25 protein-coding genes are annotated in these 23,165 nt (G+C 40.9%); all 25 read right to left on the bottom strand.

Translation table 11 applies throughout. The features are described from left to right. Nucleotides 1-2: 2 nt before the first annotated feature. The 25 genes from JJ692_RS10800 to spoIVA all read right to left on the bottom strand — a co-directional run bounded on the left by JJ692_RS10800 (nt 3) and on the right by spoIVA (nt 23,070). Nucleotides 3-509 (bottom strand): ubiquinol-cytochrome c reductase iron-sulfur subunit, encoded by a 507-nt coding sequence (locus JJ692_RS10800; RefSeq protein WP_007500911.1) that lies wholly within the window; start codon nt 507-509, stop codon nt 3-5. Between the two features lie 144 nt (nt 510-653). Next, on the bottom strand, nt 654-1,100 hold the full coding sequence (locus JJ692_RS10795) for a YpiF family protein (RefSeq protein ID WP_103132003.1): 447 nt from the start codon (nt 1,098-1,100) through the stop codon (nt 654-656). A 61-nt stretch (nt 1,101-1,161) separates the two neighbouring features. Beyond that, complete coding sequence (locus JJ692_RS10790; protein WP_008344562.1) at nt 1,162-1,701, bottom strand: ReoY family proteolytic degradation factor; 540 nt, start codon at nt 1,699-1,701, stop codon at nt 1,162-1,164. A gap of 75 nt (nt 1,702-1,776) precedes the next feature. Further along, nucleotides 1,777-3,048 (bottom strand): tetratricopeptide repeat protein, encoded by a 1,272-nt coding sequence (locus JJ692_RS10785; RefSeq protein WP_206533727.1) that lies wholly within the window; start codon nt 3,046-3,048, stop codon nt 1,777-1,779. Nucleotides 3,049-3,328: 280 nt separating this feature from the next. Then, a complete protein-coding gene (aroA, locus tag JJ692_RS10780; protein ID WP_073206090.1) occupies nt 3,329-4,615 on the bottom strand; it encodes a 3-phosphoshikimate 1-carboxyvinyltransferase in 1,287 nt (428 codons plus the stop codon). A gap of 10 nt (nt 4,616-4,625) precedes the next feature. Further along, nucleotides 4,626-5,741 (bottom strand): prephenate dehydrogenase, encoded by a 1,116-nt coding sequence (locus tag JJ692_RS10775; protein WP_198456957.1) that lies wholly within the window; start codon nt 5,739-5,741, stop codon nt 4,626-4,628. Nucleotides 5,742-5,855: 114 nt separating this feature from the next. Continuing rightward, nucleotides 5,856-6,953: a histidinol-phosphate transaminase gene (gene hisC / locus JJ692_RS10770; protein ID WP_024422797.1), complete on the bottom strand. Its 1,098-nt coding sequence runs from the start codon at nt 6,951-6,953 to the stop codon at nt 5,856-5,858. A gap of 11 nt (nt 6,954-6,964) precedes the next feature. Continuing rightward, on the bottom strand, nt 6,965-7,768 hold the full coding sequence (gene trpA / locus JJ692_RS10765) for a tryptophan synthase subunit alpha (protein ID WP_047203219.1): 804 nt from the start codon (nt 7,766-7,768) through the stop codon (nt 6,965-6,967). Next, nucleotides 7,765-8,964, bottom strand: a complete 1,200-nt coding sequence (gene trpB / locus JJ692_RS10760) for a tryptophan synthase subunit beta (RefSeq protein ID WP_151040008.1) — start codon at nt 8,962-8,964, stop codon at nt 7,765-7,767. The genes trpA and trpB overlap by 4 nt, the downstream gene beginning before the upstream one ends. Continuing rightward, the gene (locus JJ692_RS10755) at nt 8,945-9,604 is read right to left on the bottom strand and encodes a phosphoribosylanthranilate isomerase (protein ID WP_448814935.1); all 660 of its coding nucleotides are present in this window, start codon (nt 9,602-9,604) and stop codon (nt 8,945-8,947) included. The genes trpB and JJ692_RS10755 overlap by 20 nt, the downstream gene beginning before the upstream one ends. Before the next feature lie 5 nt (nt 9,605-9,609). Further along, on the bottom strand, nt 9,610-10,362 hold the full coding sequence (gene trpC, locus JJ692_RS10750) for an indole-3-glycerol phosphate synthase TrpC (protein ID WP_025093058.1): 753 nt from the start codon (nt 10,360-10,362) through the stop codon (nt 9,610-9,612). Continuing rightward, nucleotides 10,355-11,377, bottom strand: a complete 1,023-nt coding sequence (trpD, locus tag JJ692_RS10745; protein WP_206533725.1) for an anthranilate phosphoribosyltransferase — start codon at nt 11,375-11,377, stop codon at nt 10,355-10,357. The genes trpC and trpD overlap by 8 nt, the downstream gene beginning before the upstream one ends. Continuing rightward, entirely contained in the window at nt 11,349-12,896 is a 1,548-nt protein-coding gene (gene trpE / locus JJ692_RS10740) for an anthranilate synthase component I (RefSeq protein ID WP_122631044.1), read from the bottom strand. The genes trpD and trpE overlap by 29 nt, the downstream gene beginning before the upstream one ends. Nucleotides 12,897-13,127: 231 nt before the next feature. Next, entirely contained in the window at nt 13,128-13,511 is a 384-nt protein-coding gene (gene aroH, locus JJ692_RS10735; RefSeq protein WP_024422804.1) for a chorismate mutase, read from the bottom strand. Further along, nucleotides 13,508-14,599 (bottom strand): 3-dehydroquinate synthase, encoded by a 1,092-nt coding sequence (aroB, locus tag JJ692_RS10730; protein ID WP_122631045.1) that lies wholly within the window; start codon nt 14,597-14,599, stop codon nt 13,508-13,510. The genes aroH and aroB overlap by 4 nt, the downstream gene beginning before the upstream one ends. After that, entirely contained in the window at nt 14,599-15,771 is a 1,173-nt protein-coding gene (gene aroC / locus JJ692_RS10725) for a chorismate synthase (RefSeq protein WP_024422806.1), read from the bottom strand. Before aroC ends, aroB begins: the two co-directional genes overlap by 1 nt. Nucleotides 15,772-15,844: 73 nt before the next feature. Next, a complete protein-coding gene (locus tag JJ692_RS10720; RefSeq protein WP_034623453.1) occupies nt 15,845-16,624 on the bottom strand; it encodes a CheR family methyltransferase in 780 nt (259 codons plus the stop codon). A gap of 145 nt (nt 16,625-16,769) precedes the next feature. Beyond that, nucleotides 16,770-17,216, bottom strand: a complete 447-nt coding sequence (ndk, locus tag JJ692_RS10715; RefSeq protein WP_024422808.1) for a nucleoside-diphosphate kinase — start codon at nt 17,214-17,216, stop codon at nt 16,770-16,772. Nucleotides 17,217-17,345: 129 nt separating this feature from the next. Then, on the bottom strand, nt 17,346-18,308 hold the full coding sequence (gene hepT / locus JJ692_RS10710) for a heptaprenyl diphosphate synthase component II (RefSeq protein WP_024422809.1): 963 nt from the start codon (nt 18,306-18,308) through the stop codon (nt 17,346-17,348). A 24-nt stretch (nt 18,309-18,332) separates the two neighbouring features. Then, nucleotides 18,333-19,037 (bottom strand): demethylmenaquinone methyltransferase, encoded by a 705-nt coding sequence (locus tag JJ692_RS10705; RefSeq protein ID WP_024422810.1) that lies wholly within the window; start codon nt 19,035-19,037, stop codon nt 18,333-18,335. Nucleotides 19,038-19,040: 3 nt separating this feature from the next. After that, complete coding sequence (locus JJ692_RS10700) at nt 19,041-19,808, bottom strand: heptaprenyl diphosphate synthase component 1 (RefSeq protein ID WP_024422811.1); 768 nt, start codon at nt 19,806-19,808, stop codon at nt 19,041-19,043. 114 nt (nt 19,809-19,922) lie between these two features. Then, entirely contained in the window at nt 19,923-20,153 is a 231-nt protein-coding gene (gene mtrB / locus JJ692_RS10695; protein ID WP_008344541.1) for a trp RNA-binding attenuation protein MtrB, read from the bottom strand. A 24-nt stretch (nt 20,154-20,177) separates the two neighbouring features. Beyond that, nucleotides 20,178-20,747: a GTP cyclohydrolase I FolE gene (folE, locus tag JJ692_RS10690; protein WP_003215789.1), complete on the bottom strand. Its 570-nt coding sequence runs from the start codon at nt 20,745-20,747 to the stop codon at nt 20,178-20,180. A 190-nt stretch (nt 20,748-20,937) separates the two neighbouring features. Beyond that, nucleotides 20,938-21,216 carry a non-specific DNA-binding protein Hbs gene (gene hbs / locus JJ692_RS10685; protein ID WP_003215863.1) on the bottom strand — a complete coding sequence of 93 codons (279 nt, stop codon included), beginning with the start codon at nt 21,214-21,216 and terminating at the stop codon, nt 20,938-20,940. Nucleotides 21,217-21,591: 375 nt separating this feature from the next. Next, nucleotides 21,592-23,070: a stage IV sporulation protein A gene (gene spoIVA / locus JJ692_RS10680; RefSeq protein WP_008344534.1), complete on the bottom strand. Its 1,479-nt coding sequence runs from the start codon at nt 23,068-23,070 to the stop codon at nt 21,592-21,594. Between the last annotated feature and the right edge of the window lie 95 nt (nt 23,071-23,165).

The raw sequence follows: 23,165 nt of genomic DNA, 5'->3' as shown, positions 1-23,165 counted from the left end.
CGTTACCCTTCCCCTTTCGGCACAGCTTTTCCAAGATAGAGGTATCCGTCCTTCACTTGCTGCTTATAATGGTCAAGCGGTGCAAGCGGTGGAGTTCCGGGTACGTTTGTACCATCCTTGTCGTACAGCCCATAATGGCACGGGCAGAAAAATTTGTTTGGATTTTTCGGATCACTGTTCCAGTTCACTGTACATCCTAAATGTTTACAGATTGGCGATAAAGCGACAATTTCATCCCCTTCTTTGTACACCCATGCTGACCTAGATTCCTTTGACTCGTACCATGCATCTACTTGATCAATTTTAAAGTCAAAGCGCTTCGGTTCCTTTGTCAGTTCATCTACACTGACAACTTGAACCATATCCTGATCCTCTGTTCCTTTTAGCACAGGGTCAAGCGCAAAGCGAACCATAGGCATGAGCATTCCAGCGGCCATAAATCCCCCCACGCCGGTCAACGTGTAATTCAAAAATTGACGCCTGGACACTCCATGTCTCTTCTCGCTCATTTTTTTCTCCCCCCCTCAGGTCGTCAGCTACTTTATAACTGAATTAGAAAAAATTTCATAAAACTAGGACACCCTCATAATATATCAATCTATTCACAAGGTCAACATCCTAAAAAGCTATGTACAATGCAAATGTAAGGGTTTTTATGAAGGGTTCCATTTTTGTAACAAAAAGTTCAAAATTTGTTCTACGCTGTCTTGAATGACTTTTTGCTTTAATTCAACCTTCAAATGCTCCAGCGGAACCGGCTTGAGCAAAAATAGCGATTCACTGATCTCAGTATGCTCTTTCCACTGGTGATCAGATGTGATCAATACGACATGCTGAAAATGATCCTTGAGCGACTGCTTCATTATGAGTATATCTTCTTGTTTCCGGTCACTCACTTCCAAATATGTATGTGACGGAAAAAGAAAAACCCGCCCTTTTAACTGTCTTTCAAGTTCATCTGCTACAAGAATAGTAAACTCTCCTAAAGACACGGTTTGTTTCATTTGATCCGCATCAATCCCAACTAATGGAATGATAGCGGTATCAATGTAAGCTTTGGATTGCAAAAAGCGATCCGCGTCCTCTGCTTGAAACCTCATCAATTTCCCCTCTTTCATGACATAAGCCCTGCCTGTGTAGGGCAAGGCTTATTCGTTCAGTTTATGACAACAGGCTTAATTCTTTTGCCAGCTTATTAAATGTTTCTTGATCATGACGGTCAAGTGCTTCATCTATCTCTTTCATGAGCCGTTCTTTTTGGAAAGTTGCGATTGAATGCTCAAGCACTTTCTCAGCAAGATCCTTATCTTTTTCGTTCTCATAAAGATCCTTTGGAATATGAGGATTTGTTTCAAGAACAGCTGCATATTCCGGCGAACGATAAGCAGAACGGAAATTCAATTGAATAAACAAATCCTGCTGTTTATTCAAACGAATATCATGAAATGATTTTTCAGCATCTGTCGTCATGATGTTTTCTTTATAAAATCTAAAGGGAACTTCATCCACACAGTGTGTTGACATGATGATTCCCCTTGGGCAAAATTCTGCTTGCTCTACAAAATGAACCTTTTCCATCAAAGAGTCGTGACTCATTAAATAATTTAATATCCAAACACACTCTCTTCGCTTTAGCTGATAATGGTTTAAGAACCACCGGATAAATTCCTTTTTTTCATTGACAGAAACAGGGGTCTGCATGTTATTCCCTCCTCTATCGTAAATTAAATTGCTATACATGAATTATTCAACAAACCAGTTCTTCATTCCTGCAAACTATAAGGAAATTTCGTCTTCAATTCTTAAAATCGTTTCTTCAATTTCTTCATTCGTGCCATCTTTCTCTAGAACTTTGCGTAATAACGGCAATGCTTCTTTTTGTCTGCCCTCTTCTAAAAGGAACGAAGCGTATTCATATAAAAAGTCACGCTCCTCATCAAAATCAGGCAGGGCAAGCTTGAAATACTCGGCAGCTTCTTTGTATTCTTCTCGCCCGACAGAAGCAGATGCAGCATACCAATTCCATTTTGGATCATCTTCCCCAAAGCTTTTAACCTCTTTAATAACATCCAGAATTTCATCAAACAGATCTTCATTTAAATAAATCGCCAGCAATGTTTGAACTGCTTCAATATAACCCGGATCGAGAGCAAGTGCTTCTTGAAGCAGTTTTTTCGCATCTTCTGAATCCCCATTTTTCAAATCAATCTTGGCACCATATAAATATAATTCTTTGTTATACTCATCAACTTTAATACCCTCTTTTACTACCTCTAAAGCCTCGTGATATAGTCCTTCTTCCTCATAACTTTTCGCTAAAGGCATATAAAGTGACGAATAGGACGGATCAATATCTTTCAGTTCTGTAAGCTGCTGAATGGCTGTTTTCGTTCTGCCAGCCCTCATTGCTGTAAATCCGTAGCCAAAAAGAGTATTCGGGTCTGCTTGATCTTTTACTGCCTTTTCGTACCATTCAAGTGCATCCTCAAATTCTCCAGCTGTGCTGAGCGATTCAGCGAGCCGCTGATACACATTGACACCGCCAACCTCATGCTGTTGATCTGCCACTTTGTAGAAATAGTCGGCCGCTTTTTTTGAAAGGCCTTGAGAAAAATACAACTCACCTAATGCAAAATCGATGATGGCTTCATTCGGAAGTAGTTCTTTCGCTTTTAAAAGCTTTTGTTCACTGACTTCAAATAGTCCTTGCATTTGATACAAATCTGCCATTAACAATAAACTCTCTGGGTACGCATCATCATGTTCAGGAATCGTTTCTAATACTGCAATCGCCTTCTCTTCCTCATCAGAGTCAATCAACAGCTCTGCATAAAAACACGTTAAACCTGTTTCCTCTGGATATAAATCATGTAAATCACTGATGAGATTCCGTGCTTTATCGATATCTCCCCAATCATAATATAATTGAGCCGCTTGCGCCTTTTCTTCATCATGCAAATGCTTCTCTGCTTGAGCAAGTGTTTGGAGTCCTTTTTCAGTCTCACCCGCCTCAACTAATTTTATGGCTTCTTGTAATGAACTATTCAAATCAAACCGTTCCTTTCTGTTTCCAAAAACCTAAACTATTGTTACTTCATATCATAATCGACAGGTACACATCCAGCAAATATGTTGCTCTTTTAAAATGAACCCATTTTTGTGTTTTAAAGACTGTTTTTCATTTCATCCTATACGAAACTGATGATTTGTAAACTGCAGACACTATTTTTATCGGACAAAATGTTTTTTTTCAAGGTTTCACCTTGAGACAAGCTATGCTATATTTCTGACAAATATGCAAAAGGAAAGAAAAAGCCTGAGGACCTCCTCAGACTGTTTTCGTTAAATATTCAATGTGTTCAAAGAAATTCGGGTATGAGACACGAACAGCATCTGTATCTTCAATCTCAATTGCTTGCTTTGTCACACATGCGGCAATTCCCAGCATCATACCGATACGGTGATCTCCGTAGCTTGAGACGACTGCGCCGCCTTGAAGCGTAGTTTTACCATGAATCTTCATACCATCATCTGTTGCTTCAATATCAGCACCGAGTTTTTTAAGTTCTGATACGACTGTATCAATTCGATTGGTTTCTTTAACTTTTAACTCAGCAGCATCTTTAATGATCGTTGTTCCTTCTGCTTGGGTCGCAAGAAGCGCAATAATCGGAATTTCATCGATGAGTCTTGAAATCATGTCACCAGAAATTTCAATCCCTTTTAATGATGAAGTAGAAATCGTTAAATCACCATACGGTTCTCCGCCTTTGGCTTCTACTTCATTGATCTCAAGGTTTGCACCCATAAGTTTCAGCACATCAATAATACCTGTTCTTGTTTTGTTTAGCCCGACATTTTTTAAGACAATCCGGCTGTTAGGAACGATTGATCCAGCTACAAGGAAAAATGCAGCTGAAGAGATGTCTCCAGGAACAAATATATCGGTTGCTGTTAATGTCTGGCCGCCTTCAATGGAAACACTTTGTTCATCTTCATCTAGTTTTACACCAAACATAGAGAGCATTCTTTCTGTATGATCTCTTGATTTATGTGGTTCAGTTAATGTTGTTGTACCCTCTGCTTGCAGCCCAGCTAAAAGGACAGCCGACTTAATTTGTGCACTTGCCACCGGAGACTCATAAGTTATGCCTTTTAAATGACCGCCACGAATAGACAGTGGTGTATACTCGCCATTTGCTCTGCCGTCTATTTTGGCTCCTAGTTGTTTAAGCGGACCCGTCACACGTTTCATTGGTCTTTTGGCAATACTCTCATCACCAATTAGTGTACTGTGAAACTCACAACCAGCTAATATTCCCATCATTAATCGAATGGTTGTACCAGAATTGCCAACATCAAGAATGTCAGACGGCTCCTTGAGCTCTTTCAGTCCTTTACCATGAATGACAACATCTGTCCCTTTTTGTTCAATTTCAACGCCCATCTTTCTAAAGCAATCAATCGTACTTAAACAGTCAGCTCCAGGAAGAAAGTTTTTCACTACTGTGGTCCCTTCAGCAATTGCACCAAACATCACTGATCTATGTGAAATAGATTTATCACCTGGGATATGAATTTCTCCATTCATAGGAGCATTTTTATGAATTTTCATGTTTGTCACCTCAGTCAGCATAAAATGTATCGTAATTCGCTCTATTTTTTATACAGATTTCTGCACGCTTGCGGTCGTCGTCTGTTTGAAAACTAATGCGTAAAATCCCATTAATGTCTTCCCGCGTCTCAATAATACGGATATTTGTAATACTAATATTTTCACTTGCTAGATGCCCTGTAATCTCCGATATGACCCCAGGGTGATCCGGAACATCGACATACAGATCATAAAAAGCAGGAATGGCTCCTTTTTTCCTTAGAGGCAGTCCATCACGATATTCCTTTGCATCTTGAAAATAAGAGAACAATCCTTCAGCATCTTCTTGCTCTACGAAGGTTTCAATGCGGTTAATCTCTTTTTTCCACTCATGAAAACGGTCTAAAATCTTGTGTTTATTGTGCAGCAGGATATCCCGCCACATTGCAGGATTGCTTGAAGCAATTCGTGTGATATCACGAAAGCCTCCAGCAGCAAACCGTTTAACAAGTGGGAATTGTTCTTCAAAATGATGTGCTTGATGCACAAGGCTGGCTGCAACAATATGAGGAAAATGGCTAATTACACTTGTCACAGCATCATGTTCTTCTGGTGTCATCTCGATGAAATGAGCATTTGTCCCCTTTAGCAAATCCATCAACCGATCAACAGCTTGGCGGTTTGTTTCCTTTGCAGGCGTTAAAATGTAGAACGCATTTTCAAATAAAAAGTCTTTTGCTGCAATAACACCTGACTTATGAGAGCCTGCCATTGGATGTCCACCAATAAATTGGTACTGCTCAGGTAGCGCTTTTTCAGCAAAATGGACGACCTTTTGCTTTGTGCTGCCGACATCAGTAATTGTGAGCTCTCTTTCAATTCCAGAGTCTGCAATATCACTAAGCATTTTTACTGTTTGCTGGACAGGTGTTGCCAAAATAATGGTCGAAGATACTTCTAAACCAGCCAGAAACGAATCAGCTGTTGCATCAATAATTCCCAGCTTTGTTGCAGCAACCATTTGCTCTTTGGAAACATCAAATCCTACAATTTTTTTATGAGGATACTCTTTTTTAATCGAGAGTGCAATGGATCCCCCAATTAAACCGAGTCCAGCGATTAATATTGTTTCGTTTGCATCATTCATATTCATCACCTGATTTTTCGCGAAAATTAAACAACTTATTTCAACAGCTTATATGTATTGAGGTTGGTACAATGAAAGCCATATCCTGCCTTAGGATATGACTTTATGGTTAGGCTACGCACGAATGCCTTGCAGTAAATCGGCAAGTGTACTTAGAATGTCTTCATTTTGCTCTTTTGTTCCGACGGTAATACGTAAAGAAGTCGGAAAACCAAGTGCTTTCCCGGAACGAACAATGTAACCTTTTTTCAATAATGCATTGAACAATTCATCTGCATCTCTTTTAAAATCAATCAGCACAAAGTTTGTTTGAGATGGATAGATATATAGTCCAAAACGGTCTGCAAAATCTTGATATTGCTTGAGACCCGCTTCGTTTTTCTGTCTGCATGATTGTATGAAATCTTGATCTTTGATCGCTGCACGAGCAGCTGCCTGAGCGATACGGCTAGTATTAAACGGTTCTCTCGCTGGTTCAATGGCAGTAATCAGCTCTTCTGATGCAATTCCGTAGCCTACTCGAAGCGCTGCAAGTCCATATGCTTTAGAAAACGTTCGAAGTACAATGACATTTTGATAATTGTGTAATAAAGATAAACTGTTTGGAAAATCTTCTGCACGAACGTATTCAAAATACGCTTCATCTAGAACAACAAGCACGTGAGCTGGCACTTCGTCTAAAAACGCCACAATCTCAGATTCTGACAAATGATTTCCTGTCGGGTTATTTGGATTACATACCCAGACAACCTTCGTGTTTTCATCGATCGCATCCAGCATGCCCTTCAGATCGTGAGCTCCGCCTTCTAAAAGAGGCACTTCTCGAATTTCAGCATGTTCAATCACTGCATTGTGACGGTATTGCGGAAAAGATGGGGATGGGATGACGGTATTTGTATGTTGGTCAAGGAAAGCTCTCGCAATAATTTGCACAAGTTCATCTGAGCCGTTCCCGAAAATTAATTGTTTTTCACTTACTTGAAGAAACTCAGCAAGCTCCGTTCTTAAACTTGCGCTGTACCCATCAGGATAAATCGCTAAATGTTCGAGCTCAGCTTGTATTGCCTCTCTTGCATGTACAGAACATCCAAAAGGGTTTTCATTTGAAGCCAATTTCACAATTTTGTCTAATTGATATTCTTTTTTGACCTCTTCAATTGGTTTCCCAGGTTGATACGGTTTTAGCTGTTTTAATTGATCTTTGATTTGCAAAATGTTTCACCTCATTTGAATGAATAGAGGGGACTAAATGTTTTTGCATATGTTTCAAATTCTCTTAAAGCCTCTTGACGTGTATCACTTGCCAGCAATTGTTCTTGAAGCTCTTCAATTTTTTTCACAAGTGCACTTCCGACAACAACACCGTCACTCAGTTTATTCATTGAGTCTACCTGCTCTCTTGTTGAGATGCCAAAACCAACCGCAACCGGTATGTGACTCAGCTGTTTCACTTGTTGAATAAAATCTGTAATTGACGCGTCAAAAGATTGTCTGACACCTGTTACACCAAGAGATGAAACACAATACACAAAACCTTCTGCCTGCTCTACAATGTTTACTAATCGTTCCTTGCTTGTTGGTGCAACGAGTGAAATATATGAAATGTCATGTGTTTGACAGTTCTTTTGCAGCTCGCTGCTCTCTTCAAACGGCAAGTCGGGTGTTAAGAGTCCCGAAATATGATTTTTGCGCAGTAAAGCGAAAAAGTATTCTGTGTCTAATTGTAACACAGGATTATAATACGTAAATAGAATTACAGGAATTTTTACACCGTTTTTTTTCATCTTCCCTGCTAATTCTATCGCTTTTACGATATTCATGCCATGATTTAGAGCTCTTTTGGAGGCTCTTTGAATGACAGGACCGTCTGCTAATGGATCGGAATAAGGAACACCGAGTTCAATCGCATGTGCACCGGCAGCTTGAAGGGAGATAGCTAAATCAATCGTAATGTCTTCTGACGGATCTCCAGCTGTGATAAATGGGATAAATAATTTTTCGTCTTGCTCTAATTGAAATCTAATCATTTTGTTTTCCCCTCACTTTCGAGCACGTTCATTAATGTATGCACATCCTTATCGCCTCTTCCTGACAGGCAGACAAGGACGATTTCGTCTTCATCCATCGTCTTGCTTACCTCAAACGCTTTGGCTAGCGCATGTGCAGATTCAATTGCTGGCAGAATTCCTTCTTTTTCAGTCAGCAGCTTTAGTGCAGCTAGTGCTTCTTGATCTGTCGCACTCACATATTCAACCCGTCCGCTCGCATGTAAATAGGCGTGTTCTGGTCCAATTCCCGGATAATCTAAACCAGCGGAAATAGAATATGGCTCAATAATTTGGCCAAATTCATCTTGAATTAAATATGTCAAAGACCCGTGGATCACACCTTTGGTTCCTTTCGTGATGGTTGCAGCATGGAGCGGCGTATCGATTCCTTTTCCAGCTGCCTCTACACCAATGATATCTACTTCTTCATCTAAAAATGCCCGGTACATTCCAATGGCATTACTTCCGCCGCCAACACAGGCAATGACTTTATGAGGAAGCCTTCCTTCTTTTTCAAGCAGCTGCTCTTTTGCTTCATCACCAATCATGCGCTGGAACTCGCTGACGATTTGAGGATACGGATGAGGGCCTACAACGGAGCCAATCATATAAAAATGATCACTGCAGTGCTGAACCCAATAGCGGATGGCTTCGTTGGTTGCATCTTTTAGTGTGCCATTTCCGCTTGTGACAGGTATGACTTCAGCGCCAAGCAGTTTCATTCGGAAGACATTGAGTGATTGTCTTTCCACATCTTCTTTTCCCATAAATACCGTGCAGGATAACCCGAACTTTGCGGCCACCGTTGCAGCAGCTACTCCGTGCTGGCCCGCGCCTGTTTCTGCGATGATGTTTGATTTCCCCATTTTTTTCGCAAGCAGGGCCTGACCAAGCGCATTGTTAATTTTATGAGCACCCGTGTGGTTTAAATCTTCTCTTTTTAAATAGATTTTTGCGCCGCCGAGGTATGCTGATAATTGGTCAGCATATGTAAGCGCAGTTGGTCTGCCCGAATAGTTTCGAAGTAGTGAAACATATTCTGCTTGAAAAGCAGGGTCTTCTTTTAATTCACGAAATGCCTGCTCGATTTCTGCAAGTGGCTGCATGAGCGTTTCCGGGACAAATTTCCCTCCGAATTCTCCGTATCTGCCAATCTCATTTGGATATGCGTACATCATTTAACATCCTTTCTTCGAGCGCTTCGATCTTAGCGCTGCTTTTCTTTCCGTTTTCTTCTATTCCGCTTGAAAGATCGATCGCTTCTGGACCATAGGCAAGGAGCTCTGCTATCGTTTCTGGTGTGATGCCGCCTGCAATTATGCAAGTTTTCTCCAGCCGTTTTGCATGCTGAACGTATGCAGGCACCGCCTCCCAAGCAAAAGCTGTTCCAGAGCCGCCTCTCATCCCTTTTACTTTCGCATCAATAAGGAAGCCATCGACAACAGGCGTAAATGCCGTCATTTTTTCAAGCGTGTTTGTGATATTGGATTCGTGGTGGAACACTTTCCAAACGACAGCCCCTGTTTGTTGTTTGATTTCTTTAGCGTCATCCTGCGTTTCATCTCCATGAAGCTGTACGATATCTAAAGGTATATGTTTTGTGATCTCACACACTTTTTCGATCTTTTCATTTACAAATACACCGGCAATTTTTTTCTCACACTTTGTTTGGATGAGCCATTGTTTCACTTGATCTGGCTGGACTTGTCTTTTACTTGGAGCAAAAATAAATCCAATGGCATCTGCGTGAGATTGCGCAATACATTCCACATCATCTTGTGATACTGCCCCGCAATATTTTACATAAGTCTTCATCCTGTTCATTCTCCAAACAATGTCTGAACGGCTTTTTCTTGTGATTGTTCTCTCATTAATGATTCTCCTACAAGAACTGCACCCGCTCCATGTTTCTTCACAAAGGCCAGATCATCAAATGTTTGAATACCGCTCTCACTCACTAGTAAAACATCTTTTGGAACAAGGGGTGCGATCTCTTTTGTTTGTTCGACTGTTGTTGTAAATGTATTTAAATTCCGGTTGTTCACTCCAATGATTTCAGGAGTGAACAACTTTAAAATATTTTCCAGTGTATCTGCTGCATGTACTTCGACAAGGACATCAAGGCCTTTCTCTTTCGCTTCAGCATAGAGCTCTTGCAGCTTTTGCGGCTCAAGTACTTCTCCAATTAATAAAATGGCATCTGCCCCTATACGTCTTGACTCTTCTACCTGTATGGAGTCAATGATGAAATCTTTTCTTAAAATTGGACGATCTACGTGTTTTTTAATGAGGGATAAGTATTCGTTTTTCCCTTGAAAGAACGGTTCATCCGTTAAAACAGATAAGCAATCAGCGTTTGATTTTTCGTAAGCTTTTGCTGTTTGTAAAGGATCAAAATTCGGTTGAATGATTCCTTTGGAAGGAGACGCTTTTTTCACCTCCGCAATGAGACCAATTGAGCGATGAGGATTCATGAGTGCTTCTTTAAATGATCGTCTTTCAAAGTGTCCATCTACTGGTAACTGCAATGTTTGAATATGTTCTTTTTTGCGGGCAATGATTTGATTAAGCATAGATTTCTTCCTCTCTCGTTTTTTGTTTTAAAAGAGCCAATTGTTCTTTGGCTGCGCCGTTTTTAATCGTTTCAATCGCTTTTAATGTTCCGGCCATAAGGCTTTCTGACTTCCCTGCGACATATAAAGCGGCTCCAGCATTCAGGGCTGTAATATGAAGCGGCGCCCCTTCTGTTTGATGATTCAATATATTCTGAATCAATTTAGCACTCTCTTCCGGTGATTGGACCTGAATTTCTGATAAATATCCTTTTTGCAGCCCAAAGTCTTCTGGATTGAGTGTATATTCTGTCATGACATCTTTTTTGAGTTCAATCACATATGAATTTGCTGTAATCGTTAATTCATCCAGTCCATCTTCTCCGCAAACAAACAGCACATGATCTGGCTCTAATGGTGCAAGGGCTTCTGCCATTAATTTTGCCTTTTCCTTTGAGTAGACACCGATGATTTGCTTTTTGGCTTGCATTGGGTGGCAAAGCGGGCCTAAGAGATTAAATACCGTCCGGAAGCCGAGCTGCTTGCGGACTGCGGCTACTTGTTTCATAGATGAATGATACAATGGTGCAAATAAAAAGCCCATGTTTTTCTCTTGTATTTGTCTTCTTGTTTCTTCTGGTGTGGATTGAATATGAATCCCAAGACACTCTAGTACATCGGCACTCCCGCTTTTAGAAGAAACTGATCGATTTCCGTGTTTGGCGATTTTGGCTCCAGCAGCGGAAGCGACAATGGCAGCGGCAGTTGATATATTAAAGGTGGAGAGTCCATCGCCTCCTGTGCCGCAAGTATCTACAACATCAAGCGCTCGTTCCATTGGTGCTGCATTTTGCCGCATGGCTTTCACAAAACCCGTCATTTCTTCAGCGGTTTCTCCTCTATGCGCTAAAATCGAGAGACTCGCAGCGACTTCAGCATCTGTTAAAAAGCCGCTCATCATATCTTGCATGAGTTTATTTGCTTCATTTTCTGATAGAAAGCCTCCATTAACAAGAGCTAATAGTCGGTGATTCATCCTGCACACTCTCCTTTTCTGAGAAAATATGTTCCGCAAGCTGAATGGCTTTCAGAAGTGCTCCTGCCTTGTTACAAGTCTCTTCCCATTCATTTTCTGGGACAGAATCAGCCACAATGCCGGCGCCTGCTTGTATAGAAGCGGTATGATTTTTGACACTCATCGTACGAATCGTAATACAAGAGTCGATATTGCCGTCGAATCCAATATAAGCAATACAGCCGCCATACGTTTCCCTTGGCTCAGGCTCCATTTCATTTAATAATTGCATCGCTCTTATTTTCGGGGCACCTGTTAATGTGCCTGCTGGGAATGCGGACATGAGCGCATCAACTGGATGTGTATCCCGCTTTAGCTTTCCTGTCACAATGGAGATGATGTGCATGACATGAGAGAAGCTCACTACTTTTGTAAAAGTTGGTACGGACACACTGCCGTATTCTGCCACACGGCCTACATCATTTCTAGCAAGATCCACTAACATGTAATGCTCGGCTTTTTCCTTTTCATCTTCAAGCAGCTCTCTTGCTAGTTCAGCATCCTCTTCTCTTGTTGTTCCTCGTTTTCTTGTGCCAGCAATAGGATGAATTTCTAAATGCCCATTTTTGGCATGGATTAATCGTTCTGGCGAGCTACCGACTAAATCACGATCTTTTAATTTCATAAAATACATATAAGGAGATGGATTCACAATCCGAAGCACGCGGTATAACTCAAATGAACTCACTGATACAGGGATATCAAATCGCTGCGAGAGTACGCCTTGAAAAATGTCACCCGCTCGAATGTATTCTTTGATTTTTTCTACGTCTTTTAAAAATTGCGCTTTTTCATAGGTTGACGTCACATGTTCAAAGGATGGCGGCTCATTCATATTCCCTGATAAAATCAGTTCTTTCATATCAACCTTTGAATGGAGCTTGTGAATCATCTGTTCAAGCTGTTTTTGATTTTCTTTGTAAGCTCGAATTTTTTCGTCTTCTGTTTCATGTCCGGCGAGCTGAGTGTATTGGATAAAATGAACATGATTTGTTTCATGATCAAAGGCAATCATCGTTTGGCAGACAAATAATGTGCAATTTTCTGCCAGCGATGCGCTGCGGTGAGGCCTGACAGAAGGTTCAATGTTTGGGATCAGATCGTAGCTTAAGTACCCAACAGCCCCGCCTGTAAATGGGATATCAATATCTGGCGTTTTGATTTGATATTGCTCTTTCATCCAATCCAGCAGTTCTTTCAGCTCTTGCTTTTGCATGACTTCCTGCCCAGCAGCGTCACGTGCAACGTATTTGTTTTGGTCATCATGTAAGGTTAAAAACGGGTGCAATCCAATGAAGGAATATCTCGACCAGCTGGAAGACTCATCTTTGCTTTCTAGCAAATACACAATATCTTGTTTGAGTTTTTCAACAATTTGAATCGGTGAGAGCGTATCGACTGTAATGGTTTCAACAATTGGGATCGTTTTGTAGGACTCACTGTCCTTTAAAAATTGGGTCAGGTTTGATTGGGAATTCATAAGCACACTCCTTAAATGGGATTAAGGAGAATGAGGGGACATATAGAGGGTTTGTATGAGTATACGAAATAAGCCTAAAAGAGGATTGCTCTTTTAGGCAGTATGATTAAATAGAAGTATCGTATCTCTGCTCAACTCTACTCATCTCAACTACCCTAGTCTCATTCTCATCTTCTCTAAGCTTGCAATGCCGTTTACACCTGTGTGTAAACTTCGGCTGTTCATATCGTATTATAATTCCTTGTTTTTTGTCAACTGTAAATCAGGGCGAAGCGTCACAGCTTCTTCCAAGTATACATGCTGTATGTCTTCCTGCTTTGTATCTGTCTGGACAGTCATTAAGACACGAATACATTGCTTTAAACCGCCATCAATGTCCAGTTCCTGCATGCAAGTAACTGGTACATATGTCCATCCTTCAAACTGACGAAGTGCTTTTGCCGGAAAAACGGAGTGAATATCTTGTGTAGCTGAAATCAAGATCTGCACGACACGTTCTGGATCTACTTGGTTTCTTGAAATGATCGCTTCTAACAGCTGTTTCGTTTTGTTTAACACTTCTGTTTCTGTATCTTCTATCACAGTTGTAGCCCCACGTATCCCGCGAAACATCATAGACATCCCTCCTCTCGTTTCCATTCTTCGAGCCAGTAGTGCAGCTCATCTTTTGTGAAAGACTGCAAGGTGACGTCTCCAACCTGTTTTAATAAAACAAATTGAACACTTCCACCCCTTGCCTTTTTATCTCCAATCATCCGGTCAACAAAAGTTTTTGTGGAAATATCTTGTGTGACTTTGACCGGGAAACCGAGATCTTTCATCCATTCTTTTAGTTCCAAACGATTAAGGCTGAGCCCCAACTGCTTTTCGCTCACATACAGCGCAAACTGCATGCCGATTGCAATGGCATCTCCGTGCGTGATGGCGCCATATCCATACTCTGCTTCAATGGCATGCCCGAGTGTATGGCCTAAATTCAAAAATGCACGCACTCCTTGTTCTTTTTCATCTTCTTGAACGATTGACGCTTTGACTTGAATGCCTTGATACAGCATATGTGCCAGCTCGCTTTTTGATAAATCCGTCAAAGAACGAATGGACATGAGTTCTGATAAAAATGCTTCACTTGAAATCAGTGCATGTTTGATGACTTCTGCAAAGCCTGATCTTTGTTCAATTTGAGATAGTGTCTCAAGCATACTAGTATCATAGATCACAGCTTTCGGCTGATGAAACGCACCGATTAAATTTTTACCGAGCGGATGGTTGATCCCTGTTTTCCCGCCAACTGCACTATCATGTGCCAGCAGCGTCGTCGGCACTTGGATAAAGTCAATGCCTCTCATATAAGTGGCAGCAGCAAAGCCAGCCAAATCTCCAATTACGCCGCCTCCCAGCGCAATGATGCAGGAGGAACGATCAAGCTGAAATTGAATGGCTTTCGTATGAATATGCTCAAATTCGGCAAAGGATTTCGACTGCTCTCCGCTCGGCACAACCACTTTGTTCACAGGCCACTTCTGCTGAAGTAAGCGAACCATCTCATCACCATAAATGGCATCAACAGCTGCATCTGTGACGATTAAGAGCTTCGTATAGGAATGCCCAGTGGAAGTTATCAAGTCGACGATATTGCGTTTAATCCCATCACCGATAAATACAGGATAAGTGGCTGAAGACGTCTTAACTTCCAGTGTTTTCATTAAAATTCCCTCTGAAGCTGGCGCATTTTCTCAACATTTTCTTTAATGCGGTCGATTTGGTCAAGGCCAAACTGCTCTACTACTGCATTGGCAATTTCCCATGCAACGACTGCTTCTGCAACAACACTTGCAGCAGGAACAGCACAGCTGTCAGATCGTTCAATACTTGCAGAGAAAGGTTCTTTTGTTTCAATGTCAACGCTTTGAAGCGGCTTATAAAGCGTTGGGATTGGTTTCATAACCCCTCTTACGACAATTGGCATACCCGTTGACATTCCGCCTTCAAGACCACCTAGGCGATTTGTTTTTCTCGTATAGCCCTTTTCTTCATCCCAGATAATTTCATCATGGACCTCACTGCCATTTTTAGAGGCTGCCTCGAAGCCAATACCGAATTCAACCCCTTTAAAAGCGTTGATACTAAGTACAGCGCCAGCAAGCTTGCTGTCCAATTTACGGTCGTAATGAACATAGCTGCCAACCCCAACCGGCATCCCTTCAACGATGACTTCAACAATTCCGCCAATTGAATCGCCGTTTTTCTTCGCTTCATCAATTGCATCCATCATTTTCTGACCCGCTTCACTGTCATAGCAGCGAACAGGTGATTCTTCTGTTACCTTCTGCAAATCTTCAATAGACTCATATGCTGTATGAGCTGCTTTCACTCCGCCAATTTCAAGAACGTGGCCAGCTACTTTAATCCCTAGATGCGCCAAGATTTGTTTGGCAACTGCGCCTGCTGCTACGCGAACAGTTGTCTCGCGGGCTGATGAGCGCTCTAATACGTTTCTCATATCACGGTGTCCATATTTGATCGCCCCATTTAAATCCGCATGTCCTGGTCTTGGACGGGAGATTTGACGCTTCATTTCACTTTCTTCTTCTTCCGTGATCGGCTCTGCCCCCATCACCTTTGTCCAATGCTTCCAGTCGTTGTTTTCAACAACAAGTGCGATTGGGGAACCTAATGTTCTTCCGTGGCGAACACCACTTAACACTTTCGCCTGGTCTTTTTCAATCTGCATTCTTCTTCCGCGGCCATGACCTTTTTGTCTTCTAGCCAATTCATAATTGATGTCATCCTGCTCTATGTAAAGTCCCGCTGGAACTCCTTCAATAATTGTGGTCAGTTGTGGACCATGTGATTCACCTGCTGTTAAGTACCTCATGACTCAATCTCCCTTCATCGCATTAACGCTTTTAAGTAAAAATATAATAACACACTTGCTACTAAAAAGTCAGCTACATACCCTTCTTTTGATAAAAGAAAGTATCAGCAGATGTCAGTCCAAACTTTTCTGGGTGAAAAATTTGCTCTGTAGAACCAACAAATAATACGCCATTTTGTTTTAAACTGCTGCTCATTTTTAAGTAAATTTCTTCTTTTGCCTCTTCAGTAAAGTAAATCAGTACATTTCGGCAGACGATGAGGTCAAGCTGTTTTTCATATGGATCTGCTAAAAGGTTGTGCTTCTTAAATTGAATATGCTTTCGAACCTCATCCTTCACAGTGTAAAATGAAGAATCTTCTTTTGTGAAATATTTTTGTTTGATATGATCTGGCACCTCTTGCAGAGAGCGTTCATGATATCTGCCTTTTTGAGCTGACTGCAGAACTTTATCATCAATATCAGTTGCAATAATTTGGAAGTCTTTCACAAGAGGATGACTTGACAGCAGCATGGAGAGTGTATATGGCTCCTCTCCTGTCGAACATGCTGCACTCCAAATCTTTAGGGTGCCGCCATTTTTCGAAAGCAGCGGCAGGATTTTTTGATCAAGTACTTCCCAGCGCTGATAGTTTCGGTAAAATTCTGACACATTTATCGTCATGCGGTCCATCGTCTCATCTAATAATGCTCTGTCCTTTTCAAGCGCGGCCGCGAATGCTTCAAAATCTTTATATCCTTTTTTATCATAAAGTGAGGTTAATCTTCGTTTCATTTGTGCTTCTTTATATAAATTTAAATCAACCCCGGTTAGTTTTTTCCATTTTCCAACAAATACTTGATATGAATCCATCAATGTCCTCTCCTGTCTCATCTATCTTTGTCCTAGTATAGCTGTTTTTATCGAAAATTTGTATCTTCTCATGAGAAATTTCGTGTAGAAAGTTCAATATAAAAAAAGCCAAAGTGCTCATTAGATGAACACCTTGGCTTGAACCTTAATAAATCCAGCTTGAGATGGTTTGATCCCAGCTTGTGAGTTCTTCTTGTTTGAAGAATAAGTTAATTTCTCTTTCAGCACTTTCTGGTGAGTCTGACCCATGGATAATGTTTTTCCCAACAGTCAACCCATAGTCTCCTCTTATTGTGCCTGGAAGCGCTTCCTTTGGATTTGTTTTGCCGATAATCTGTCTTGTTACGTCTACTACCTGTTCACCTTGCCATACCATTGCAAATACAGGTCCTGACGTAATAAAGTCAACCAATTCCCCGAAAAACGGTTTTTCTTTATGCTCTCCGTAATGGGTTTCTGCTACTTCCTTTGGAATACTCATTAGTTTTGCACCAACAAGCTGAAGCCCCTTTTTTTCGAATCTTGACACAATGTCACCGATTAATTGTCTTTCCACACCATCAGGTTTGACCATAAGAAATGTTTTGTCCATATACGTTTTCCACCCCGTCGTTATGTATGTATAGGCTTACATTGTTACAAAGTGATCGTATCATTTTTTTTTATAATAATCAATTTTTGACAAAAAATTTCACAAAAAAACCAATCAACATCACGTTGATTAGAATTTTCGTTTCCCAATATATTTTGCAATGGAGGCGAGTGACGTTCTCGCACGTCCTCGAGGAAGTTTGTCGAGCTGTTCAAAAGCTTTTTTCAAATACATTTCACTCACTCGAATCGAGCGGTCGATCGCATCTGTTTGTTTGAGGCTTTCAATGACAGGCTCCAGCTGCTTCTCCGTCGTTTCACTATTGATCAGCTTCAATTGACCTTCTAGTGTCGGATTTTTCAGTGCATATAAGACTGGGAGTGTGACATTCCCTTGTAAAAGGTCTCCTCCGACAGGCTTACCCAGCTCTTCTTCAGTTGATGTGAAATCAAGGACATCATCAATGATTTGATAGGACATGCCGACATAGTATCCAAACCAATAGAGGGCTTTATGTGTTTTTTCATCTGTACCTGCTGCAATGGCGCCTAATTGACAGCTGCCTGCAATGAGCAAGGCTGTTTTTCGTTTGATTCTTCTTAAATATGTACGCAGGTTTTGATCCATATTATATTTATCTTTCACTTGCTCTATCTCACCAAGACAAAGCTCGACGACCATTTTTGACAAAATTTCATGTGCCATTGGGTGATTGATTTTTGTCATGTATTCAAGTGATCTCGCAAACATATAATCCCCTGTGTACATGGCAATTCTGTTATCCCATTTTGCCTTTATCGTTGGTTTGCCTCTTCTCAGTTCTGCATCATCAATAACATCATCGTGAACAAGTGATGCCATATGAATCAGCTCGAGGGCAACGGCAACATATTTAATTTTATTAATGTCATAGTCACCAAACATGCCTGAAAGGAGAACAAAAACGGGGCGGATTCGTTTTCCGCCCGCTTGCAGCAAATGAAGACCTGCTTCACTTAATAATGCATAATCAGAGCGAACTGTTTGTTCAAGCTCTTTTTCAATTATATCGATATCATGATTTAAAAAAGAGATCATTGCTTTTAATTTCATTATCTTCACCCAAATATCGTTTATTCAAAGCTTCTTTCCGATATGTGTTGCTGCTACACCGCCTGTAAATGGATGATACGAGACATCAGACAACCCGGCCTCTTCGAACAGAGCCGCCAGCTCTTTCATGCCAGGGAACGTTTTGGCTGATTCTTGAAGCCATGAATACTCCTGATAGCTTTTGGCAAACAATTTACCAAAGAGCGGCATAATGTATTTGAAATAGATGTAGTAGCCCTGTTTAAAGCCGATCATCTCAGGCTGTGAAGTCTCCAGACAGACAACCATTCCGCCAGGCTTCACTACTCTTGTCATTTCCTTGAGCACCGTTAAATAATCAGGAACGTTTCTAAGTCCAAAACCGATGGTGACATAATCAAATGAGTTGTCCTCAAAAGGGAGCTCCATCGCATTGCCATGAAGCAATTCAATTTGTTTGTAGCCCCCAGTCTTCACCTTCGTTTCTCCAACACTCAGCATGTTTTTACTGAAATCAAGGCCTTTGACCTCGCCTTTTTCTCCAACAGCATCTGCAAGCGCAATTGTCCAATCGGCTGTCCCGCAGCATACATCTAATGCTTTAGACCCTTTTTGCACATTCATAAGTTTCATTGTTTTATCGCGCCATTTTTTATGCTGTTTAAAGCTGATGACAGAGTTCATTTGATCATAGTTTTTATAAATTTTTTCAAATACACCGTGTACTCGCTGTTCTTTTGATTGCTGCATGACTTACCCTTCTTCCACTTTCTGATGGTACGCAGGCTCATTTTTCATATGATCCAAGCGATTTAATAGCTCTTTTTGAACGACCGGAGATGAAACAAGATGCTCCTTGATCGTTCGTTTGGCCTTTTCATAGCCTTCATTCTCAAAATTGTCAAAGCACGAATAGGCGTCCGTATAACGATCGTTCAAAAAAAGTTTTAAATGTTTGTCATTTTCTGCTTGTTTCATGAAGCGTTTATAAACAAGAAAACGACTTGCAATCTCATTCCAATGCGTTAATTGAAAATGCTCAGAAATCCTTTGGAAAAGCGCAGATTCAACTGTAGCTACACTTTTGTAAAAGTGCGCTGCATCTTGAATGGACCGGTCATACAGTCTAATTTTATGTTCATTGATCTCTTTGATCGCCGTAGCGAGCGTGCGGATCATATAAATGTCTTTCATGTCAGAGAGAAGAGAATAATAGAGACCGCTGAAATAGTCTCCTGCCAGGATGGTCAGCTGACGATTTTTGAATTCGTCTTGCTTGATGGCTGCAGCAGTTGTGACTTCGTCATGGGTATCAAGGGCAATTTGCACAAGCATCGCCGTTAAAATATAATTTTCTTTTTTCTCTGCATCAATTTGAGCTTCTTCAAACATTGCATGAAAAAGAAGGAGCTTATCTTCATCGATGAGTGGTGCGCGTAAATGCTTCGCCAAATAAGGATGAGAAAGCTTTTTATTTAATTTTATATTTAGATTAGATAAAATTCCGTAGATGTCTTGCAAAGATATCACCCTTGTCCCAAAAATTACAGTTTCATATGTAGACCTGCACATTGTATAGAGATTTATTATACCATATCAGCTCTCACTTTTATGCTATCAAGTGCTACAAGTTCTTTATTTCTTTGCTTCGCTTTGAATTTCGCCGAAGCTTGTTTGAATGACAGCATCGCCTCTTACTTTGATCGCTGACGTATGCTCAGTAAATTGTGCAATGATCACTTCACCTTTATCGAGTTTCTCGGAATGGTGAAATCTTGTATCAGAGCCTCTTGTTAGGCCGATGACATTTACACCATTATCAATGGCTTTAATCACCACAAAATCAGATGCTTTATTTTCACTCATTTTGTTCACCTTCCATCTATTGAATTAGTCGTTTTTAATAAAGGAAAGCACTTCGGCTCTTGCGGCTGCATCATTTGCAAATGTGCCGCGGACGGCTGATGTCACTGTTTTAGCGCCTGGCTTTTTCACTCCGCGCATCGTCATACACATATGCTCTGCTTCAACGACAATCATCACGCCATGCGGATTAAGTGTTTCCACCATACTATCTGCAATGGTTGATGTAATGCGTTCCTGAAGCTGCGGGCGTTTAGCCACGGCTTCTACAGCTCTTGCCAGCTTACTAAGTCCCGTTACTTTTCCTCCGCGCGGAATATAAGCAACATGGGCTTTCCCGTAGAAAGGCACAAGGTGGTGTTCACACATTGAATGGAAAGCAATATCTTTTACAAGGACGAGTTCTTCGTGGTCTTCGCCAAAAATGGTTTTAAAATGTTCTTTTGGATCTTCATTTAATCCCGAGAACACTTCTTCATACATTTTTGCGACTCGTTTTGGGGTATCAAGAAGTCCTTCACGATCCGGATCTTCTCCGATTGCTTTTAATATATCGCGTACCGCGTGTTCAATTAATTCTTTATTTATTTCACTCATGTATTATATCCTCCAAAGGCGATTACATTTCATTCAGATTCTAGCACACTTCAGATCCTAAAAGCAAAGGAGAGCGTTCTAAACGAACCTTTTGATTCAAAAGGAAAAGCCCCTTATGAAAGGGGCTTTTCTAGACCAGTGTGAAACTGTATATGTATAACTCCTTCAACAGGATCATTACACATAACGATTATTTACCTGCCACCGCGTCTTTAAGTGCTTTACCTGGTTTGAAAGCAGGTACTTTGCTTGCAGGGATTTCGATCTCTGCACCAGTTTGTGGGTTACGTCCTTTACGAGCTGAACGCTCACGTACTTCAAAGTTACCAAAACCAATAAGTTGGATTTTGTCACCATTTTTAAGTGCATCTAAAATTGTATCAAAAACAGAATCAACTGCTTTTGTCGCGTCTTTTTTAGATAACTCGCTTGCTTCAGCAACCGCGTTAATAAGTTCTGTCTTGTTCATGCCTTTCACCTCCTCCCAAAAATATGCATTCAGTAGATTGTTATCATTTCTTCACAATTCATCTTCTTTCTATACCCTTTTTCAGAAAAAAAAGAGCGTCTAGAAAGCGTTATACATGGCTTTTCATTAGAAAACATCTCTTTGAAGGAATGTTTGTCCAACAAAGTGAAGATTTTCTGTAAGTAGATTAACACATATGAAATACCATATCAAGCATTTTAAAGGGAAGAATCCTTATTCGTCAAGGATTAAGGGCACTTTTGCGAACGAATATTCCTAATTTCAGCCTGAATCTGACTAATCTTTATACAATTGTCTTTTTATGACTCATTCTACACGCAAAAAAAAGACCCCATCAATGAGAGGTCTCACTTACTATAAAATAATCGCGATCAAACCGCCTGATCCTTCGTTAATGATTCTTTCAAGCGTTTCCTTCAGCTTATATCTTGCGTTTTCCGGCATGAGAGACAGCTTTGCTTGAATGCCTTCTCTGACAAGGGAGCTGAGGGAACGGCCAAATATATCTGAATTCCAGATCGAAAGCGGATCATCTTCAAAGTCTTGCATTAAGTAGCGGACGAGCTCTTCACTTTGTTTTTCTGTTCCGATAATCGGTGCAAATTCGCTCTCTACATCTACTTTGATCATATGAATAGATGGAGCGACCGCTTTTAATCTCACGCCGAATCTTGACCCCTGCCTAATGATTTCCGGCTCATCTAAACTCATATCTGATAACGCTGGCGCTGCAATCCCGTAACCAGTCTGCTTCACCATTTTTAATGCGTCTGATACTTGATCATATTCTGTCTTAGCATGAGCAAAGTCTTGCATGAGCTCTAGAAGATGGTCTTTTCCTCTAATTTCTACACCAACCACTTCTTTTAAAATATGATCATATAGATCATCTGGCGCATACAGGTCAATCTCCGCAATCCCCTGACCCATTTCAATTCCTGCTAAACCCGCTCTTTCGATAAAATCAAATTCACTGAATTGACCAACAACACGGTCGACATCTCTTAATCTTTTAATATCCTTTACAGTTTCCTTTACTGAATCCTGATAGCTCTCTCTCAGCCAGTGATCTTCTTTTAGCACCATCACCCAGCTTGGCAGGTTCACATTCACCTCTAGAACTGGGAATTCATATAATGCTTCACGAAGAACGCTGAGTACGTCTTGCTCTCTCATACTTTCTACGCTCATGGCGAGTACTGGAATATCATACTTTTGGCTAAGTTCCTGCCGGAGCGCTTCTGTTTCAGGATGATATGGCCTCACAGAGTTAATGACCATAATAAACGGCTTTCCAACCTCTTTGAGTTCATCAATTACACGTTCTTCAGATTCAATATAATCATGTCTTGGAATTTCTCCAATGGAACCATCTGTTGTAATCACTACACCTATTGTTGAATGCTCTTGAATGACCTTGCGTGTACCAATTTCCGCTGCTTCATGAAACGGGATTGGCTCTTCATACCACGGCGTATTGATCATTCTTGGGCCATTTTCATCTTCATACCCGCGCGCACCAGGGACAGTGTATCCCACACAATCGACAAGCCTGATGTTGACATCAAGGCCGTCACTCACGTGAATTGATGCTGCTTGATTCGGTACAAATTTTGGCTCTGTGGTCATAATGGTTTTTCCTGCTGCGCTTTGCGGCAATTCATCCTGTGCTCTTGCACGATCTGCCTCATTATTGATATTCGGGAGCACCACGAGCTCCATAAACTTTTTAATAAACGTAGATTTCCCTGTACGAACAGCGCCAACGACTCCTAAATATATATCGCCTCCTGTTCGTTCAGCGATATCCTTGAAAATATCGACTTTTTCCAAGTGATCCCCTCCCGGACTTGCTATCCTCGTTTTCAAATTAAATACTCTATTCTTCAATCAAACTGTGCTTGAAAGGTGTCTGGACAATATATGTG

The sequence above is a fragment of the Bacillus sp. 3a genome, assembly GCF_017161885.1.
In the GTDB taxonomy this organism is placed as follows: Bacteria; Bacillota; Bacilli; order Bacillales; family Bacillaceae; genus Bacillus; species Bacillus safensis.
Note: the sequence above shows the minus strand (reverse complement) of the source record. Positions and strands in the feature narration are given on the sequence as shown.

Coding starts and splice junctions, on each gene's coding strand:
- trpE (WP_122631044.1), bottom strand. CDS start 12,896: ATGAATTCCCAATCAAACCTGACCCAATTTTTAAAGGACAGTGAGTCC.
- hepT (WP_024422809.1), bottom strand. CDS start 18,308: ATGAAATTAAAAGCAATGATCTCTTTTTTAAATCATGATATCGATATA.
- folE (WP_003215789.1), bottom strand. CDS start 20,747: ATGAGTGAAATAAATAAAGAATTAATTGAACACGCGGTACGCGATATA.
- aroB (WP_122631045.1), bottom strand. CDS start 14,599: ATGAAAACACTGGAAGTTAAGACGTCTTCAGCCACTTATCCTGTATTT.
- JJ692_RS10795 (WP_103132003.1), bottom strand. CDS start 1,100: ATGAGGTTTCAAGCAGAGGACGCGGATCGCTTTTTGCAATCCAAAGCT.
- JJ692_RS10720 (WP_034623453.1), bottom strand. CDS start 16,624: ATGGATTCATATCAAGTATTTGTTGGAAAATGGAAAAAACTAACCGGG.
- trpB (WP_151040008.1), bottom strand. CDS start 8,964: ATGTACGCATATCCAAATGAGATTGGCAGATACGGAGAATTCGGAGGG.
- JJ692_RS10775 (WP_198456957.1), bottom strand. CDS start 5,741: ATGAATGATGCAAACGAAACAATATTAATCGCTGGACTCGGTTTAATT.
- aroA (WP_073206090.1), bottom strand. CDS start 4,615: ATGAAAATTCATAAAAATGCTCCTATGAATGGAGAAATTCATATCCCA.
- trpD (WP_206533725.1), bottom strand. CDS start 11,377: ATGAATCACCGACTATTAGCTCTTGTTAATGGAGGCTTTCTATCAGAA.
- mtrB (WP_008344541.1), bottom strand. CDS start 20,153: ATGAGTGAAAATAAAGCATCTGATTTTGTGGTGATTAAAGCCATTGAT.
- JJ692_RS10755 (WP_448814935.1), bottom strand. CDS start 9,604: ATGAAGACTTATGTAAAATATTGCGGGGCAGTATCACAAGATGATGTG.
- JJ692_RS10705 (WP_024422810.1), bottom strand. CDS start 19,037: ATGCAGCAATCAAAAGAACAGCGAGTACACGGTGTATTTGAAAAAATT.
- trpC (WP_025093058.1), bottom strand. CDS start 10,362: ATGCTTAATCAAATCATTGCCCGCAAAAAAGAACATATTCAAACATTG.
- ndk (WP_024422808.1), bottom strand. CDS start 17,216: ATGGACAAAACATTTCTTATGGTCAAACCTGATGGTGTGGAAAGACAA.
- JJ692_RS10790 (WP_008344562.1), bottom strand. CDS start 1,701: ATGCAGACCCCTGTTTCTGTCAATGAAAAAAAGGAATTTATCCGGTGG.
- trpA (WP_047203219.1), bottom strand. CDS start 7,768: ATGATTAGATTTCAATTAGAGCAAGACGAAAAATTATTTATCCCATTT.
- JJ692_RS10800 (WP_007500911.1), bottom strand. CDS start 509: ATGAGCGAGAAGAGACATGGAGTGTCCAGGCGTCAATTTTTGAATTAC.
- aroC (WP_024422806.1), bottom strand. CDS start 15,771: ATGAGGTACTTAACAGCAGGTGAATCACATGGTCCACAACTGACCACA.
- aroH (WP_024422804.1), bottom strand. CDS start 13,511: ATGATGTTTCGCGGGATACGTGGGGCTACAACTGTGATAGAAGATACA.
- hbs (WP_003215863.1), bottom strand. CDS start 21,216: ATGAACAAGACAGAACTTATTAACGCGGTTGCTGAAGCAAGCGAGTTA.